The sequence below is a fragment of the Hymenobacter sp. ISL-91 genome (assembly GCF_018613725.1).
Taxonomy (GTDB): domain Bacteria; phylum Bacteroidota; class Bacteroidia; order Cytophagales; family Hymenobacteraceae; genus Hymenobacter.
This window is the reverse complement of the sequence record NZ_JAGGPS010000010.1, coordinates 161,277-179,112: the sequence shown is the minus strand read 5'-3', so window position 1 is coordinate 179,112 and position 17,836 is coordinate 161,277. Positions and strand designations below refer to the sequence as shown.

Sequence of the window (17,836 nt, the reverse complement as noted above, 5' to 3'; positions counted from 1 at the left end):
GCCGCGCTTCGCTCGCAATGACGTTCTTTGTACCCCCAGTCACCCTCTCACCCGTTCACCGCCCATGAAGCAGCCCACCCGCAAAAAGAAGCTCGGTAGTTATCCGCACCTGATGGTGGTGTTCAGTATTACGCTGGCCCTGCTGGTGGTGGGCCTGTTCGGGCTGCTGCTGATTCATGCGCACAAAGGCACGCGGCTGGTGAAGGAAAACCTGGAGATGCAGGTGTACCTGCAGCGCGACCTGCCCGAAGCCCAGCTGCTGCAGCTGCAGCAGGATTTAACCCGCCAGCCCTTTGTGGCCCGCAAAAACAAGGAGCCGCAGGTGCGTTTTCTGTCCAAGGAAGAGGGAGCCCGCCGCTTTATCGAACAGACCGGTGAAGATTTCCAGCAGTTTCTGGGCGACAACCCCCTGCGCGACGCCTACCTGCTCAAGCTCAACGCCGACTACGCCGACGCCAAAAACCTGGCCCGCATCAGGCAGCAGCTAAGCCAGCTGCCGGGCGTGTTCGAGGTCGAATACGTGGAGAGCCTGATTACGTCGGTGAATGAGAACCTGCGCACGCTGAGTCTGGTGCTTATCGGCTTCGCGGCCGTTCTCACGTTTGTGGTGGTGGTGCTCATCAACAATACCATTAAGCTGGCCCTGTTTTCCCAGCGTTTCCTCATCCGGAGTATGCAGCTGGTAGGCGCCACGCCGGGCTTTATTCAGTGGCCGTTTCTGCGCCGGGCCGTGTGGCAGGGCCTGGTAAGCGGCATTCTGGCCAGCCTGCTGCTGGCGGCGCTGTTGCAGTACGCCTATCTGCAGCTCAGCGAGTTGCGCCTGCTCGAAGACAACCGCCTGTTTGCGGCGCTGGGCATTTTGCTGGTGGCGCTGGGCATGAGCATCGGCTTCCTGAGTTCCTGGCGTGCCGTGCGCAAGTACACCGGCATGTCGTTGGATGAGTTGTATTAAGGGTTTTGGGAGCCTGAGAGAACGTCATTCAGAGCGAAGCGAAGAATCTCGCATGCTGACGTTGCGAGCCCGCTATTCAACGAGGCACGCGAGATTCTTCGCTCCGCTCTGAATGACGTTCTTTCCAATACCAGATCATCTACTTCGTTCTTCCAAATCCGGCATTGGTTGAATTTCGGTGGCGGCTTGCCACAACTCCGCTACCTTTGCCTTATGGAATCGACTACTCCCCGCTTCGCCTTCGGGCCGCGCAACTACCGCCTTATGTTTATCGGGCTGGCCGTGCTGGCGGCCGGCTTCATCACCATGACCCTCGACTCGGAAGCGTACGGCGAAGGATTCCTGGGCATTACCCTGGGCCCGATTCTGCTGGCCGTGGGCTTCCTGATTGAGTTCTGGGCCATTATGGCCCGGCCCGGCTCCACTGCCCCCGTGGCCCGCGACGAAGCCACGGTAACCACCGTGCCCTCGCAGCCCGTGCCGCCCGCCACAACCGCCCCCACTTACCGGAGGTAGTTTGTAAGTTGGAAATTCCGCTAAACTTCCTATCATCCTGACGAAGGAAGGACCTTATCACGCTGCAACGGCTGTGTCAACGGCTCGTTGCAGCGTGATAAGGTCCTTCCTTCGTCAGGATGACTGTACTTTTGTCCCTCAGTCCCCAAACCCTCCAGTCCCCAAAATGACCTACTGGCAAGCCCTTATCCTGGCCATCGTGGAAGGCCTGACCGAATTTCTGCCGGTTTCCAGCACCGGGCACATGATTATCGCTTCGGCCCTGATGGGTATTCCGGCCACTCCGTTCACCAAGCTCTACCTGGTCGTTATTCAGCTCGGGGCCATCCTGTCGGTGCTGGTGGTGTACTGGCGGCGGTTTTTCCAGAGCTTCGATTTCTACCTGAAACTGCTGGTGGCCTTTCTGCCGGTGGTAGTGGTGGGGCTCACGCTCAAAAAGTACATCGACATTCTGCTCGAATCGGTGACGACGGTGGGCCTGATGCTGCTGCTGGGCGGCATCGTGCTGATGTTCGTGGACAAGTGGTTTCCGCAGGAAAGCATTGAGGAGGGCGGCAGCCCGGTTACCACGCCCGGCTTCCGGCAGGCCTTCGTGATTGGTGTGTTCCAGTGCCTGGCCGTGGTGCCGGGGGTTAGCCGCTCGGCGGCCACCATCATCGGCGGCCTCACCCAGAAACTCACCCGCAAAGCCGCCGCCGAATTTGCCTTTTTCCTGGCTATGCCCACGATGGCTGCCGCCGCCGCCAAAGACCTGCTCGACTTTTACCAGGACGGCGGCCAACTCACCGGCGCCGATATCAAGCTGATTCTGTTCGGCAACGTAGTCGCCTTTGTAGTGGCGCTGCTGGCCATCCGGCTGTTTATCGGCTTCGTAACCAAGTTCGGATTCCGGGCCTTCGGCATCTACCGTATTATTGTGGGCGGAATTCTGTTGCTGATGATTGGCCTGGGCGTTGATTTACAGTTGATATGAGTGAGAAAACAGTAGCCGATTTTGACTTTGAAGCCGGCGAGGTCCTGCTCGTCGATAAGCCGCTTACCTGGTCGTCGTTTGATGTGGTGCGCAAGGTGAAAAACACGCTGCGCATCCGCAAAATCGGCCATGCGGGCACCCTCGACCCGCTGGCCACCGGCCTGCTGATTCTGTGCACCGGCAAGAAAACCAAGCAGATCGACCTGATTCAGGCCCAGCAGAAGGAGTACACCGGCACCTTCCGCCTGGGCCAGACGACGCCCAGCTTCGACCTGGAAACGCCCGTCGACCAGGAGCGACCCTACGCGCACCTCACCGAGGCCGCCATCCGGGCCGCTGTGGCGCAGTTCGTGGGCGAAATCACCCAGACGCCCCCGGTGTTTTCGGCCGTAAAGGTGAATGGTGAGCGGGCTTACGAGGTGGCCCGCCGCGGCGAGGAAGCCGTTATCAAGAGCAAGCAGGTAACGGTTGTCGGCTTCGAGCTGACCCGCATTGCGCTGCCCGAAATCGACTTCCGCATCAGCTGTTCAAAGGGCACCTACATCCGCAGTCTGGCCCGCGACCTGGGCGAGGCCCTGCACTGCGGGGCCCACCTCACCAAGCTCGTGCGCACCCGCATCGGCGAGTACCGGCTGGAAAACGCCCTCACCATGCCCCAGCTGGAGGCCCTGCGCCCGCCCCGTCCCGAAGGCGAAGCCGACCGCCCGGCCCGCCGGCCCCGACGCGAACGGCAGCCGGAGCGCCGCGCCGGCCTGGAGTACTTCCAGAACAACCACGCAACTCCTCCCACCACTTTGCCTGATTCGGGTGAGGCGGCAGCGGCGGCCCCAGCGGCCGGCAACGAGGAGTAAGGTGGCTGATTTCGGCCAGCCCGCGAAATTCAGCGTAAGCAATAAATCCAGCGCGAACCAGTGATTTAATGGAGGTAATTCACGACCCGGCCCAATTCCCTTACCTCGGCAATGCCGTGGTTACCAGCGGCACCTTTGATGGCGTACACGTAGGCCACCAGCAGATTCTGGCCCGGCTGTGCGAAGTGGCGCAGGCCAGCGGCGGGCCGGCCGTGGTAATTACCTACTGGCCCCACCCGCGGCTGGTGCTGGCCCCGCCCCCCTCCCACCCCGAGCCCCTCGACCTGTACCTGCTCAACACCCTGGAGGAGCGCGCGGCCAAGCTGGCCGAATTCGGAGTCGATTACCTGCTCATCATTCCGTTTACCAAGGAGTTTGCGGCCTGGTCGTCGGAGGAGTTCATTCAGCGTATTCTGCTTGATACCGTAGGCACCAGCAAGCTCGTCATTGGCTACGACCACCGCTTCGGGCGCAACCGCGAGGGTGGCTTTGAGTACCTGCGCGAGCACTCGGGCCGCTATGGTATGAGCGTAGAGGAAATTCCGCGCGAGGACGTGGACGCGGTAGGCGTGAGCAGCACCCGCATCCGCCGGGCCCTGGAGGCCGGCGACGTGGATACGGCCAACCGCTATTTGGGCTACAATTATCCGTTTACCGGCACCGTAGTGAAGGGCCGGCAGCTGGGCCGCACCATCGGCTGGCCCACGGCCAACATCGAGTGCTCCGAAACGCTGAAGCTGGTGCCCGCCCGCGGCGTGTACGCCGTGCGCGCCACCACGGCGGCCGGCGCAACCTGGCCCGCCATGCTCAATATCGGCGTGCGTCCCACCGTGGCCGGCAACCTGGCCCAGACCGTGGAGGCGCACCTGCTCGGCTTCGAGGGCGACCTGTATGACCAGCCCCTGACTGTGGAATTCGTGGCCCGCCTGCGCGACGAGCAGAAGTTCGACGGCCTCGACGCGCTGAAGGCCCAGCTGGCGCAGGATGCCGGGGCGGCGCGGGCGGCGCTGTAGGCGCCTGTTTATTGCCGGGTAGCCGGTAGATTTTGAGGTTCAGCGGGTTATATTTACAGGCCGCTGGCTTTAGGTCAGCGGCTCTTCTCCTGCTTATCCCTTTTATCCTATGAAAACACGCCTACTCCGCGCGGTGCTGAGCCTGCTGCTGCCGCTGATGGCCAGCACCGTTTTTGCCCAATCGTCCCCCTGGACCTGGCAGCAGCGCTACGGCGAGCCGGGCAACGAAGTGTGCCAGCAGGTGTTGCCCCTGCAAGACGGTGGCTACCTGCTTGTTGGCACCCTGGGACTAGCGGAGCCAAACACTGCCCGGCTTTATCTGGTGCGCACGGATGCCCAGGGCCAACAAATCTGGACGCGCACCCATGTTATTGCGGAAACGACTGGTCTGAATATCCTGCCGGCCTGCGAGAATTCGGCGGGCCAGGTACTGCTCTCGATGGGCACGGCCCAGGGGGCCACCAGTGCGGGCCTGCTACTGCTGCTGCAACCCGATGGTACCATTGCCTGGCAGAAGCGCACCGAATCGTATCCGCTGGCGCCGGGCGGTATCAAAATAGACCTGCCGTATAGCCGGGCCGTGCTGGATGCGGCGGGCAACTTCCTGCTGGCCCGCAACCAGCCCGGCAGCACGGTGCTGCAGCGCCTGAACGCGGCGGGCGATGAAGTGGAGCGGATACCCTTCCTGATGCCCGCCGAAACGCTGCCCACGGGCGCCCCCGCCGGACAGGCCTTGATTTACGACCTGGTGCCGTTGCCAACCGGGCTTTTTGCCTATGTAGTTTCTGCTGCCAGCGCCCGGTTGGTCGAGGTATCGGCCCAGGGAGTGCAGGGACGCATTACCGTTCTTCCGCCCCTGATCAGCGACAACGATAAGCCTAACTACGGCGTAAAGGACTTCGTGCCGCTGCCCAACGATGAGGTGCTGCTGGTTTCGAGTATGCAGCTGAGCCGGGTGCAACTGCATTTGGGCACTGTTCGCTGGACATTTTCCACTACCAATACCAGTTACAACTTGCGGATGAACCCGGCCCGGGCGGCCCGGTTGCCGAACGGACGGCTGGCAGTTTTTGGCTACACCATGCCTAATTCCCATCTCATTCAGTTGACTATGCGGCTGTTTGATGAGAACGGGCAGATAGTACCAGCTCCAGCTTATCCCGGACAGGTAGAGTATTCCTTTGGAACTAGCATTTACCAGATATCGGCGGGCGGATTGTTTGTGAACCAAGCTACCGGCCAAGTCGTAATTGGGGGCAGCATACAGGACACCCCCACGCAGCAGAAGTCCTTTTTCCTGTGGTCGGGGCCCGTTGGCGCCCTGTTTCCGGGTACCGTAACGGCCGTATCGGCTAGCCAGCTGGCCCAGCCGGCCGCCTGGCCCAACCCACTCGGCACCGACGGCCAACTAACAGTTTCGGCCGCATTTGGGCAGGGTGGCCCGTTGCTGCTCTACAACACCAAAGGCCAACTGGTGCGTAGCTGGCCTACATCGGCAACTGGCTCGGGCAGCCAGCAGCTGCCAATGCACGATTTGCCGGCCGGGCTGTACCTGCTTAGCGGCCGCAGCGCCGGTGTCGCAGCTACAGTGCGTATCGTCAAAAACTAACGGTTGATGCTGTTTGCACAGCGTCGAGGTAGCCTTTCGCCCCACGAAACACGGGGAGAAAGGCTACCTTGCCGTTTCCAAACCCACCTATTCGTCCTATGATCAATAAAACAGTAAGCGGCCCCCAGGCGGCCCTGGAGGGCCTCGCTGATGGCATGACACTCATGCTCGGCGGCTTCGGCCTCTGCGGTATTCCTGAGAATTCTATTCAGGAAATTCTGCGCCGGGGCGTAAAAAGCCTCACTTGCATCAGCAACAACGCCGGCGTTGATGATTTCGGCATTGGGCTGCTGCTTCAGACCCGGCAGGTGCGCAAGATGATTTCCAGCTACGTGGGCGAAAACGCCGAGTTTGAGCGCCAGCTGCTGGCCGGCGAGCTGGAAGTGGAGCTGATTCCGCAGGGCACGCTGGCCGAGCGCTGCCGGGCCGGCGGGGCGGGTATTCCGGCCTTTTACACCCCCGCCGGCTACGGCACGGAGGTGGGCGAGGGCAAAGAGAGCCGCGAGTTCAATGGCAAGATGTACCTGCTCGAACACGCCCTGCACGCCGATTTTGCCTTCGTGAAAGCCTGGCGCGGCGACACGGCCGGCAACCTCATCTTCAAAGGCACGGCACGCAACTTCAACCCCATGATGGCTACGGCCGGCAAAATAACGGTGGCCGAGGTAGAGGAGCTGGTGCCCGCCGGCGAGCTGGACCCCAACCATATCCACACGCCCGGCATCTTCGTGCAGCGCATTTTCGAGGGCAAAGACTACGAGAAGCGCATCGAACAACGCACGGTGCGGACGGTGTAACTCTGAATTATAAATTTTGAATTTTGAATTGCCGGTTTTGAATTGGCCGGCTTGCCTTACAGTTCCACCAATTCAAAATCCATAATTCAGAATTCATAATTCCCAAAGACATGCTCGATAAACACGGTATTGCCCGGCGCATTGCGCAGGAAGTAGAAAATAACTCGTACGTCAACCTCGGTATCGGTATCCCGACGCTGGTGGCCAACTATATCCCTGAGGGCATCAACGTGGAGCTGCAGAGCGAGAACGGGTTGCTGGGCATGGGCCCCTTCCCGACGGAGGACGAAGTAGATGCCGACCTCATCAACGCCGGCAAGCAGACCGTCACCACGCTGCCCGGCTCCAGCCTGTTCAGCTCGGCCGACTCGTTCGGCATGATCCGGGGCGAGCACGTGGACCTGACGATTCTGGGGGCCATGGAGGTGTCGGAAAACGGCGACATTGCCAACTGGAAGATTCCGGGCAAGATGGTGAAGGGCATGGGTGGCGCCATGGACCTGGTGGCGTCGGCCAAAAACATCATCGTGGCCATGCAGCACACCTCGCGCGACGGGGCCAGCAAGCTGCTGCCCGCCTGCACGCTGCCCATCACGGGCCTGCGCTGCGTGAAGAAAATAGTAACCGAGCTGGCCGTGCTCGACGTAACGCCCGACGGTTTCGTACTCCGCGAGCGGGCGCCCGGCGTGAGTGTGGAACAGATTCAGGCCGCCACCGCCGGCAAGCTGGTTATTCCCGAAGGCGGCGTGCCGGAAATGGTCATCTAAGCTGAGTTGCGGAGGTCGGTGTGGGGGCGGGGCTTGTCCCCGCCCGCCGCTCGCGTCGTTGAATGGTTACCGTTGAAGCGGTGCGTATGGCGGGGGGGGACAGGCCCCGCCCCTACACCGACCTCCGAAACCAGCATCACCCACGCAGCATGGCCTGGGCCAGTATGTGGCGGACGGCTTCGAGGGTGAAATGGGAAAAGCACTTCTGGAAGTGAGCCAGGGCCTCGGGGGCAGGCAGCGAGCCGGCTTTTACGGCGGCGGCCAGGTGGCCCGCCAGCTCGTCGGGGTGGCTGGTGAGGGCCGGAAACTCGTGCTGCGTTTTGTAGCGGTAAAGCACCTGCACGCGCAGCTCGGCGGTGGCGCCGGGCACCTGGCGCGTCAGGCGCTCCATCAGCAGCTGCACTTCATCCAGAAATAGCGCGCGCGCCAGGCCGGGCGGGCAGGGTACCGTCTGGCCGGGGGCGGCCGTGATGAGCACGGCCGCGGCACTGTCGGGCGTCCAGCCGAGCAATAGCGGCGGCGCGCATAGCCAGGCCGTGGCCGGAAACCGCTGTGGGTCTTCGAGCACGGCGGCCAGGGTTTGCAAACGGCGTTCCGGCAGCGACGACATACGGCAAAGGTACGCACGGTGCAACGGTGAGTTGTTGAGGGCGCGATAGGTGCAGATGATGCGGTAGTCGCTCGCCCATTATTCCTTTTACCAACCCGCCCAGCCCGGGGGCCGTACCTTTGTCTATCATCTTCTGTAATCAGCAACTGAGTATATGGCCGCGAGTTCACACGGAAAAACCGGCGGTAAGGCCGCCAAAAAGAATACCTTACCCGGAATGCCGGCTCAGCCCGAGCCGAATATGCCTACGCCCGAACCCTCCCACAAACTGGTGCTGCGCACCCTGCGCCGCAACGACTTCAAGGAGGTAAAAACCATCATGGACAAGGTGTACTCCAACATGGAGGGCTCCTGGGCGAATGATGAGTACAACGCCCTGATCAAGAAATTCCCCGAGGGCCAGATCTGCATTGAGGACAACGGCAAGATTGTGGCTGCCGCCCTGGCTATCATCGTGGAATACAGCAAGTTTGGCGACAAGCACACGTACGCTAAAATCACCGGCAACGGCAAATTCGACACGCATGATGCCGACGGCGACACGCTGTATGGCGTTGATGTGTTCGTGGACCCCGAGTACCGCAGTCTGCGCCTGGGCCGACGCCTGTATGATGCCCGTAAGGAACTGTGCGAGAACCTGAACCTGCGGGCCATGGTAGCCGGCGGCCGCATTCCGGGCTACAGCAACTACTCGGGCGAAATGACGCCCGCCAAGTACGTGGAAATGGTGCGCAACAAAGAGCTGACGGACCCCATCCTCACCTTCCAGCTGGCCAACGACTTCTACGTTCGTAAAATCATCCGCGGCTACCTGCCCTACGACTCCGAGAGCAAGGCCTACGCCACGCTGCTGGAGTGGATTAACGTGTACCACGAGGAGGAAACCGAAAAGCTTATTGGCAACCAGAAGTCCAATGTGCGCATTGGTATTGTGCAGTGGCAGATGCGCGCCACCCGCGACCTGGAGGACTTTTTCCAGCAGATGGAATTCTTCGTGGATACCGTTTCGGGCTATAAGTCCGACTGCGTGCTGTTCCCGGAGTTCTTCAACGCCCCCATGATGGCGCTTACCAACGAGGAGTCGCCGTCGGTGGCCATCCGCTCGATGTCGGCCTTTACCGAGCCCATCAAAATCAAGATGATGGAGCTGGCCGTGAGCTACAACATCAACATCATTGCCGGCTCGATGCCGCTCTATGAGGATGGCAAGCTGCACAACGTGAGCTACCTGTGCCGCCGCGACGGCACCGTGGACGAGCAGTACAAACTGCACGTAACGCCCGACGAGGCAAGCTACTGGGGCATGCGCGGCGGCAGCCACTTGCGCTGTTTCGACACCGATTTCGGTAAAATCGGCATCCTCATCTGCTACGATGTGGAATTCCCCGAACTGAGCCGTATGCTGAGCGACGAGGGCATGAAAATCCTGTTCGTGCCCTTCTGGACTGATACCAAGAACGCCTACCAGCGCGTGCGGCTCTGTGCGCAGGCCCGGGCCATTGAAAACGAGTGCTACGTGGCCATTACCGGCTCGGTGGGCAACCTGCCCCGCGTTGAGAACATGGACATTCAGTACTCGCAGAGCGCCGTGTTCAGCCCCTCCGACTTCGCCTTCCCCCACGACTCTATTGTGGCCGAAGCAACGCCTAACACCGAGATGACGCTTATTGCCGACCTGAACCTGGACCTGCTGAAGGACCTGAACACCAGCGGGGCCGTGCGCAACCTGCGCGACCGGCGCAAAGACCTTTATTCGGTGAGCTGGGTGAAGAAAACCGAGCGTGACGACGAGCTGCTGAGCCAGGGCGAGGAGCGCGCACCCAAAACCTCACCCCGCCATCCACCCATCACGGTGGCGTAGGTCTGCCACGGCTCGGCATTAGGTCTGGCTATACCAGCTTTACCCTCAGCAGAAAGCCGCTCGCCTATCAAAGGCGAGCGGCTTTCTGCTTTATCGGCCTTTAAAGGTGAATATAATTCGGGCTATTACTGCCTGAAAAGGCGTTGGAAGCCTGCTTTGGGTTAAAGCTACATTAAATATGAAATTGAGTTAACCCGACCGTATGCTTCACTCCGTAAGTAAGCAGGCGCGGGCTACTCCGCGCTTTTTTACTCCTACCTCATTTACCAAACTTTACCCGCGTATGCCCTCTTTCTCTACTCTCCGGCCAAAGGCCCGGCGCAATGGCCTCTTGCTGGCTACCCTGGGCCTGTTGGCCGCCGGCTCGGTTTCGGCCCAAACCAACACCACCACTGCCTTCGGCCTCTCGCTGACAACCGGCCTGACCACTAATCTGGTGACATTCGACATTACGGCACCGGGCGTTTTCCTGACCAACCTGCCCGTTACGGGCATTACGGCCGGCCAGACGCTGGTCGGCATCGACTTCCGCCCTAACACCGGCGAGCTGTTCGGTTTGGGTTACAACGCTACCGGCACTCAGGCGCAGGTATACAATATCAGCCGCACGACGGCCGTGGCCACGGCGGCCGGCCCGGCCATCACCCTCAACCTGGGCACCGACCTCAACCGCATCGGTTTCGATTTCAACCCGACCGTTGACCGCATCCGGGTAACGGCTGGCAACCGGGCCGATTTCCGCCTAAACCCCAACAACGGCGCCCTGGCCGCCACCGATGGCACGCTGACTTACGCCGCCACCGACCCGAACGCGGCCCAGGTGCCCGAAGTCGGCTCGTCGGCTTACACCAACAGCTTCATCGGTACCACCGCTACCACGCTCTACAACATCGATGAAGCCAACAGCCGCCTCGTTCGCCAGGATCCGCCCAACGACGGCACCCTGCTGACGGTAGGTCCGTTGGGCATCACGACAAGCGGTGCTACCACTGTGTCGGACATCGACATTTATACCAACCCCACCACCGGCGTTCAGACGACCTACCTGACGGTAGCGGAAATCAATGTGGCCACCTTCTCGGCAACCACCAAACTGTACACCGTAAACCTGACAACCGGCGCAGCAACGCTGGTAAACAACGTGGGCACCGGCTCGCTGGTAGCCGTAACTGACGTTGCCCTGCAGATTGTGCGGCCCGCTACCCTGGCGGCCGTAACCGGCAACCTGGCCTATGCGCTGGCCGGCAACAACCTTATTTCGTTTGACACTGATCTGCCTGGCGTTATCCGCACGTCGGTGGGTGTTACGGGCGTGGCTACCGGCCAGACGCTGGTGGGCATGGATGTACGGCCGCTCAACAACGCGCTGTACGCGCTGGGCTATAACGCCACCACGCAAACCGGCCAGCTGTACACCATCAACGCCGTTACCGGCGTGGCTACCAACCTCAGCGGCACCACCAACCTGGCCCTGCCGCTGGGCACGGGCAGCGTGGCCTTCGACTTCAACCCCACCGTCGACCGGATTCGGGTGGAAGGCGTGAACCGCGCCAACTTCCGCCTCAACCCCAACGATGGCACCGCCGCCCCTACCGTAGATGGCACCCTGGCCTACGCAACGGGCGACGCTAACGCCGCCGCAACGCCGGCCATCGGCTCGGTGGCCTACACCAACAGCTACAGCGGCCCGGGCAACCCTACTGGCTCCACGGCCCGCACCACGCAGCTGTTTGGCTACGATGAGGCCCTGAACATTCTGGCCAACCAGAACCCCGCCAACGCAGGCACGCTGGCTACTGTGGGCGCCTCGGGCATCACGGCTACGGCTGGCCCGAACATCGACATGGACATTTACAGCACCGCCGAGGGTACCAACACGGCGTATCTGGTAGCTACCACCGGCACGTCGGCCAGCTCCAGCCTTTACAACCTGAACCTGACCACCGGCGCCGCCTCCGGCCCCCGCCAGATTGGCCTGGGCCTGACCGTGCGCGACTTGGCCATTGCGGCTGGTGCGGGCGTTACCACCGGCATTCGCAGCCAGTCCGTGGCCACAGGATTCGTGCTGTTCCCGAACCCCGTAGTAGGCCAGGCTAAAATCAGCTTCCTGCTACCCCGTGCCGGGGCTGCTGAGCTGGTACTGACCGACGCGCTGGGCCGCACCGTAGAGCGCCGGAGCCTGGGCAACCGCTCGGCCGGTGCACACCAAGACAACTGGAGCCCTGCCAACCACCGCGCCGGTATCTACATGCTTCGTCTGCTCGTTGATGGGCAGTCGGCCGGTGTACAGCGCATCGTACTTGGCCAATAGGTTGATGATGGCGTGAGCTGCTGCAACAGTTTCACCCAGCCGCAGTAGCCCACCCAGAGGCAACTCGTTTCAAACACAAAGCCCCTGACGTTCACACGTCAGGGGCTTTGTGTTTGAAAGGCCGTCGTCCTGCTTTTCTGTTTCCTGCAGCAATACGGGCCGTTCATTGGCTGCACCGTTATCCGTGGGGGCTTTCCTGGGCGGCGAAGTAGGCGTGGTCGCGGAGTACGGTGCGGATGAAGGGCTCGTCGGCCAGGTCGGTGTGGATGGTGGTAACGGTTTTGACTTTGCCGGCCAGTTCGTTGAGCAACTCGTAGTCGCCCTGCGAGCCGGCCTGGCGGAACAGGTGGCGAATGAGACTAGCATCATGGTCGGAGAGGTGGCGGGCCTGCTGAAATACGGGCTGATAGCCGGCCGGCACCAGGGTTTCGGCCGTAAGGGCCTGCACGCTGGGGCCGCGCGGGCGCAGGCTAACGACGGTCGTACCGGCCGCCATGTCGCCCAGACGCTGGCCGCGGCCGTTGAACAACGTAGCCACCAGCGCCACCGAACCCATCGTCATTCCGATTTCAAACAGCCCCAGCAACCAGCGCAGGGCGTAGTCGCCGAAGCCGGGACGGGTACCATCGAGGCGGGTTACCTTGATTTTGCGGGCCTGCTTGCCCAGGCTCTGGCCATTGAAGAAGATTTCGCACAGCGGATGGTACACCAGTAGCGGCGTGTAAATCAGCCCGTAGGCTGCAATATTCTGGCCGTCGTCCGAGTCGGTCATCTGCTTGATGAGAAACGTAACAACGGCAGCCCACAGCACCATCACCAGCGCATCGAGCACCTGGGCCAGCACCCGGTCGCCTACGCTGGCGGCTTCGTATTCGAGCACCACGTTCTGGGTGGTCTGGATGCGGATCGTACTCATACTGTAGTGTAAAAAAAGAGCCGTAACGGCCCACGGGAATCGTGTATATTTAGCCCGGCGGACCGGGTCTGCTTTTCAATACAAGCAGTAAAAGCGATGCGCGAAACAGTTTTTCTGCGGCTCAACGAATCCCGCTGGCACGGCTACGAAGCCCAGCCGCCCGCCGGCCCCGACGAGCTGGCCCGGCGCTACGTAGAACTGACCGACGACCTGGCCTACGCCCGGACCTTTTACCCCGAGTCGGCCACCACGGCCTACCTGAACGGGCTGACGGGCAAGCTACACCAGTCGCTGTATAAAAACAAAAAGCAGGAGCACGGCCGTTTCGCCGATTTCTGGCTCCGCGAGCTGCCTTTTATCCTCATTCGCCACCACCGGGTGCTACTGGCCACGCTGGTTTTTTTCCTGATTACCTGCTTTATCGGGGCCCTGTCGGCCGCCTACGACGACGCGTTTGTGCGCGTGGTGCTCGGCGACGACTACGTGAACCGGACGCTGGCCAACATCGAGAAAGGCGACCCGATGGCCGTGTACAAGGGCACCGATGAGAGCCTGATGTTTCTGCAAATCACGCTCAACAACGTGCGGGTGGCGCTGTATGCCTTTGCCGGCGGTATTACGGCGGGGCTGTTCACGGGCTTCATGCTGTTTCGCAACGGCGTGATGCTGGGCGCGTTCCAGTTTTTCTTTTACCAGAAAGGCCTGCTGCTGCCTTCGGTGCTCACCATCTGGATTCATGGCACGCTCGAAATTTCGGCCATTGTGCTGGCTGGCGGGGCCGGGGCCATCATGGCCCAAAGCCTGCTGTTTCCGGGCACCTACTCGCGCCGCGACTCGCTGCGGCGCGGTGCCCGCGACGGTATGAAGCTGGTGCTGGCGCTGGTTCCGGTATTCGTGGTGGCCGGCTTTCTCGAAGGCTTCGTGACGCGCCACACCGAAATGCCGCTCTACGCTAGTCTGAGCATTATTGGCACCTCGGCGGCCCTCATTCTGGGCTACTTCGTGGCCTATCCGTGGTGGCTGGCTAGAAGAGCTGTTAGCTGTTAGCTGGCAAACGAAATTTACTCCATTATCCATCACCAAACGAAAAAAGCTAACAGCCAGCAGCTACTAGCTATCAGCTCAAAGAAACCTATGCGCCGTCACCTTGCCTTCAACCGGCCTACCGATTTCCTGCGCCGCCGCGACTTCAGCCAGAAAATGGAGGCCACCTTCGATTTCATCCGGGCGCACGCCACACCGCTGGTGCGGGTGCTGGTAGTGCTGGTGCTGCCGCTGGCGCTGCTCACCGGCATTGGCACCAGCCTGCTGCAGGGCCAGATGCTGAGCAGTTTCCGGGATATGCAGGCAATTAGTCGTGGGGGAAGTGTTACGCGCCAAAGCGTTCCGGGAATGCCCGAAGTATTCACCTCTTCCACCTTTTGGCTGACGATACTTTCGGGTATGCTGCTGTTTGCCGTGATGCACCTAGTGATATTTGGCTACGTAGTGCTCCAGGCCGACCGCACCACCAACGAGCCGGTAACGGCCGGGGAGGTCTGGCAGGTGGTAAAGGCCCGGTTTCTGGGAATGGTGGGCTCCTTTTTCGGGCTGGGGCTGCTGTTTACGGCGGGCATGATGGTTATTGGGGGGGTGCTTTTCGCTATCGGAGGCGTGCTAGCATCGGCCTCCACGCCGTGGGTAATTTTCCCGTTTGTGCTGTTGCTTTACGTGGCCATGTTCTACGCCATCGTGCCGCTGAGCCTGTACTTTATTGTGTGGCTGCGCGAAGGGCGGGGCTTTTTCGGCAGCCTCACGCGCAGTTTCCGCCTGACGTGGGGCAAATGGTGGTCGACGTTTGGGCTGCTGGTGGTCATCACGCTGATTATGTACCTGATTCTGATACTGTCGATGGTCGTACTATCGGCGTTTGGGCTGCCCTTTGCCGGACTGATGAGCGGTGAGCTGGAAACGGGCTCGATGCGGGTGCTGCTGATTGTGTATTCGGCCCTGCAGAGTTTGATTACGCTGGTCTACTACCCGTTCATTCTCGTGGCCATCAGCTTCCAGTACTTCAACCTCGTAGAGCGCCTCGACGGTACCGGCACCCGGCTACTGGTGGAAGCCATTGGCGAGCCTGTACTCGCAGCCGCCTCGCCCCAGGCGTTGCGGCCCGATGACGAGGGCGAATACTAGCCTGGACGCCCCATACTGCCGGCTTCGCTTGCTGACCTCGGCCACCTTCGTAAACGGTTTGGCCAACGCAGGATCCTTCTTCTATATGCCCCAGCTTAGCTTCCTGCGTCGCTTCTGCCCCGCCCTGCTCCCAGGGCTGCTGGGCCTGGTACTGCTGCTAGTCCCGGCGGGCGGCCGGGCCCAGGCCCCGCCCCGCCCGCCAGTGCTACCACCCGCCCCCACTGATTCGCTGGGTGCTGCCGTAGCGACGCGCGCCATACGCTTGCGGGCCGATGCCGCGCCAGCCACCGTGCTACGGCGCCCGGCAGCCGGCCGGCTGGCCGAGCTACGTGGTCAGGCTGAGTTTCAGTATGCCGAGCCGGAGCCCGACCGAAGCGCCGAGAGCGTATGGTCGCGGTTTTGGCGGGAGTTCTGGCGTTGGATCAGCGGGCTGTTCTCAGGCAAAACCTACGAAACCAGGGGCCGCTACGTGGTGTACGCGCTGTTTGCGGCGGCTTTCGGCTACGCGCTGCTACGCCTGCTGCAACTAGACCTGACGGGGCTGCTGGGCCGGCGGGGCCGGTCGTTGCCTCTGCCCTACGAGGCCCTGACCGAGGATATTCGGGGCATCGATTTCGGGGCCGAGCTGGCGCGGGCTGAGCAGGTCGGCAACTACCGCCTGGCCCTGCGCCTGGGTTACTTGCAGACGCTACGCCACCTCACCGACCAAGCCCTCATTCAGTGGCAGCCCGACAAAACCAACCACGACTACCTGCGCGAGCTGGCCGGCACGCGCCTGGCGGCCAACTTCCGCGCCCTCACCCGGCAGTTCGAGTACGTCTGGTACGGCGAGCTGCCGCTGGCCGCCAGCCAGTACCCCGAGTTGCGCGAGCAGCAGTTGAGCTTTATCGGCCAGATTTCGGGCAGGAAAAAGGTACTAGCCACTAGCTGACAGTTGGTAGCCAATCTGCCTTTTACGCTGCCGAACCACTATCCTTTTTACACAGAATAGATTTTTCACCTTATCTCTGACTTCTCAGTCGCCCACCAGAACGAAAGCCAGCAGCTAACCGCTGTTGGCTAATAGCTCAAAAAAGCAGCTCAATCAAAATGACTCGTTTTCGTGCTTTGCTGCTGGGGTTGGTGGGGCTGTTTATGGCCTTTGTGGCGGTGGAGTACTTCCGGCCCCAACCCACCAACTGGACGCCCACGTTCATCAACCGCGACAAAATCCCCTACGGCACCTACGTGCTCTACGACCAGCTGCCGGCCCTGTTTCCGGACCAGCCCATCAGCACCGTGCGCCTGCCAATTGCCAACCAGCTACTGCCCGGCCTGGGGGCCGATGTAAACTCCGATACCACCATCAATGGCAACACGGCGCCCGCCCTGCGGCCCGGCAGGGCTAGCTACCTGTTCATCAACGACGGTTTCAGCTGCTCGCCACTCGACCATGACGCGCTACTGCGTTATGTGGCCCGGGGTAGCCATGTACTCATTGCGGGCGAAAATATCAGCCGCCTGCTGCTCGATTCGCTGCGCCTGGAGTTGCGCCCGGTGCTGGAGCTAAGCGAGCTGCTGCAACAACGGGCGCGGCGACGCGGCGGGCTGCCGGCCGGCAACGGGGCGCGGGCCCGCACTACCACTCTCACGCTGGTAAACCCGCCGGCCGGAGCTGCCAAAAGCTACCCGTTTCCGGCCGCTGAAGTGGCGTATTTTTTTCGGGCCAAGGCGGGTAGTCGGGCTACGGTGCTGGCCCACGATGCCCGCCGCCGGCCGGTGCTGGTGCGTGTGCCGGTGGGCCGGGGCGAAATACTGCTGAGCGCTACGCCGGCGGCCTTCAGCAACCTGAGGCTGCTGAAGCCAGCTACGGCGGGTTTTGCCTTTGCGGCACTATCGTGGCTGCCAGCGGGCCAGCCGGTTTTCTGGGATGAGTACCAGAAGCAGGGGCCCCTGGGCGAGCAGTCGTTGCTGCGGGTACTGGCGGCGCACGAGCCGTTGCGCTGGGCCTTGTGGGTGGGGGTGGCGGGCATGGCGCTGTTCGTACTGTTCGAGGCCCGGCGGCGGCAGCGCATCATCCCCATCATCCGGCCGCTGCCCAACACTACGCTCCTGTTTACGAGCACCGTGGCCAGCCTCTACCGTCAAGGCAGCAACCACGCGCTTATTGCCGAGAAGAAAATCGGGCTGTTCCAGGATTTCCTGCGCACCCGCTACCACGAGCCCGGCCTCGACCTGAGCGACGAACCGACCCGCGAGCGGCTGGCCCAAAAGGCCGGCGTGCCGCGCCCCGAGCTGGACGAGCTGGTGCGCCGCATGAACCGCACCCGCACTGCCCCTCAGGTTTCGGATGAAGAACTGCTGGCGCTAAACCAAGCCATTAACCGGTTCCGCCAGCGGGCCGCCTAAATTGCACTATCGTATCAAATTGACTTTTTCTTCTTTATGATTATTCCAATATATCAGCTCAATGCCTCAGAAAAGCTATTTCATGCAATATCTGTAG

General features: G+C 61.4%; 16 protein-coding genes. 14 read left to right on the top strand and 2 right to left on the bottom strand.

Annotation, left to right across the window (positions count from 1 at the left end; genetic code table 11):
• The first annotated feature begins 64 nt into the window (after positions 1 to 64).
• The 8 genes from J7E24_RS06275 (at position 65) to J7E24_RS06240 (ending at position 7,478) form a co-directional block, all read left to right on the top strand.
• A complete protein-coding gene (locus tag J7E24_RS06275; RefSeq protein WP_215136246.1) occupies positions 65 to 952 on the top strand; it encodes a cell division protein FtsX in 888 nt (295 codons plus the stop codon).
• Positions 953 to 1,165: 213 nt separating this feature from the next.
• On the top strand, positions 1,166 to 1,468 hold the full coding sequence (locus J7E24_RS06270) for a DUF3098 domain-containing protein (protein ID WP_215136244.1): 303 nt from the start codon (positions 1,166 to 1,168) through the stop codon (positions 1,466 to 1,468).
• A 166-nt stretch (positions 1,469 to 1,634) separates the two neighbouring features.
• Positions 1,635 to 2,441, top strand: a complete 807-nt coding sequence (locus tag J7E24_RS06265; protein WP_215136242.1) for an undecaprenyl-diphosphate phosphatase — start codon at positions 1,635 to 1,637, stop codon at positions 2,439 to 2,441.
• Positions 2,438 to 3,292, top strand: coding sequence for a tRNA pseudouridine(55) synthase TruB (gene truB / locus J7E24_RS06260; protein ID WP_215136240.1), 855 nt, complete (start codon positions 2,438 to 2,440; stop codon positions 3,290 to 3,292). Before J7E24_RS06265 ends, truB begins: the two co-directional genes overlap by 4 nt.
• 68 nt (positions 3,293 to 3,360) lie before the next feature.
• Complete coding sequence (locus J7E24_RS06255) at positions 3,361 to 4,305, top strand: bifunctional riboflavin kinase/FAD synthetase (RefSeq protein WP_215136238.1); 945 nt, start codon at positions 3,361 to 3,363, stop codon at positions 4,303 to 4,305.
• Positions 4,306 to 4,414: 109 nt separating this feature from the next.
• On the top strand, positions 4,415 to 5,914 hold the full coding sequence (locus J7E24_RS06250; protein WP_215136236.1) for a T9SS type A sorting domain-containing protein: 1,500 nt from the start codon (positions 4,415 to 4,417) through the stop codon (positions 5,912 to 5,914).
• 98 nt (positions 5,915 to 6,012) lie between these two features.
• On the top strand, positions 6,013 to 6,711 hold the full coding sequence (locus J7E24_RS06245) for a CoA transferase subunit A (RefSeq protein ID WP_215136234.1): 699 nt from the start codon (positions 6,013 to 6,015) through the stop codon (positions 6,709 to 6,711).
• Between the two features lie 110 nt (positions 6,712 to 6,821).
• Positions 6,822 to 7,478, top strand: a complete 657-nt coding sequence (locus tag J7E24_RS06240; protein ID WP_215136232.1) for a CoA transferase subunit B — start codon at positions 6,822 to 6,824, stop codon at positions 7,476 to 7,478.
• 136 nt (positions 7,479 to 7,614) lie between these two features.
• On the opposite strand, the gene J7E24_RS06235 is transcribed toward J7E24_RS06240, so the two are convergent.
• Entirely contained in the window at positions 7,615 to 8,088 is a 474-nt protein-coding gene (locus tag J7E24_RS06235) for a hypothetical protein (protein ID WP_215136230.1), read from the bottom strand.
• 241 nt (positions 8,089 to 8,329) lie between these two features.
• On the opposite strand from J7E24_RS06235, the gene J7E24_RS06230 reads away from it, so the two are divergent.
• Together J7E24_RS06230 and J7E24_RS06225 are read left to right on the top strand one after the other, a co-directional pair.
• Complete coding sequence (locus J7E24_RS06230; RefSeq protein WP_215136228.1) at positions 8,330 to 9,949, top strand: bifunctional GNAT family N-acetyltransferase/carbon-nitrogen hydrolase family protein; 1,620 nt, start codon at positions 8,330 to 8,332, stop codon at positions 9,947 to 9,949.
• Positions 9,950 to 10,232: 283 nt separating this feature from the next.
• Positions 10,233 to 12,260, top strand: coding sequence for a DUF4394 domain-containing protein (locus J7E24_RS06225; protein WP_215136225.1), 2,028 nt, complete (start codon positions 10,233 to 10,235; stop codon positions 12,258 to 12,260).
• A gap of 178 nt (positions 12,261 to 12,438) precedes the next feature.
• Here J7E24_RS06225 and J7E24_RS06220 read toward each other — a convergent pair whose 3' ends face one another.
• Positions 12,439 to 13,176, bottom strand: a complete 738-nt coding sequence (locus tag J7E24_RS06220) for an RDD family protein (RefSeq protein ID WP_215136223.1) — start codon at positions 13,174 to 13,176, stop codon at positions 12,439 to 12,441.
• A 96-nt stretch (positions 13,177 to 13,272) separates the two neighbouring features.
• Here J7E24_RS06220 and J7E24_RS06215 point away from each other — a divergent pair, with 96 nt between their 5' ends.
• The 4 genes from J7E24_RS06215 to J7E24_RS06200 all read left to right on the top strand — a co-directional run bounded on the left by J7E24_RS06215 (position 13,273) and on the right by J7E24_RS06200 (position 17,739).
• A complete protein-coding gene (locus tag J7E24_RS06215) occupies positions 13,273 to 14,223 on the top strand; it encodes a stage II sporulation protein M (protein ID WP_215136221.1) in 951 nt (316 codons plus the stop codon).
• 87 nt (positions 14,224 to 14,310) lie between these two features.
• Positions 14,311 to 15,351 carry a hypothetical protein gene (locus J7E24_RS06210; RefSeq protein WP_215136219.1) on the top strand — a complete coding sequence of 347 codons (1,041 nt, stop codon included), beginning with the start codon at positions 14,311 to 14,313 and terminating at the stop codon, positions 15,349 to 15,351.
• An 85-nt stretch (positions 15,352 to 15,436) separates the two neighbouring features.
• Positions 15,437 to 16,282, top strand: coding sequence for a DUF4129 domain-containing protein (locus J7E24_RS06205; protein WP_215136217.1), 846 nt, complete (start codon positions 15,437 to 15,439; stop codon positions 16,280 to 16,282).
• A 158-nt stretch (positions 16,283 to 16,440) separates the two neighbouring features.
• Positions 16,441 to 17,739, top strand: a complete 1,299-nt coding sequence (locus J7E24_RS06200) for a DUF4350 domain-containing protein (RefSeq protein WP_215136215.1) — start codon at positions 16,441 to 16,443, stop codon at positions 17,737 to 17,739.
• Positions 17,740 to 17,836 lie beyond the last annotated feature (97 nt).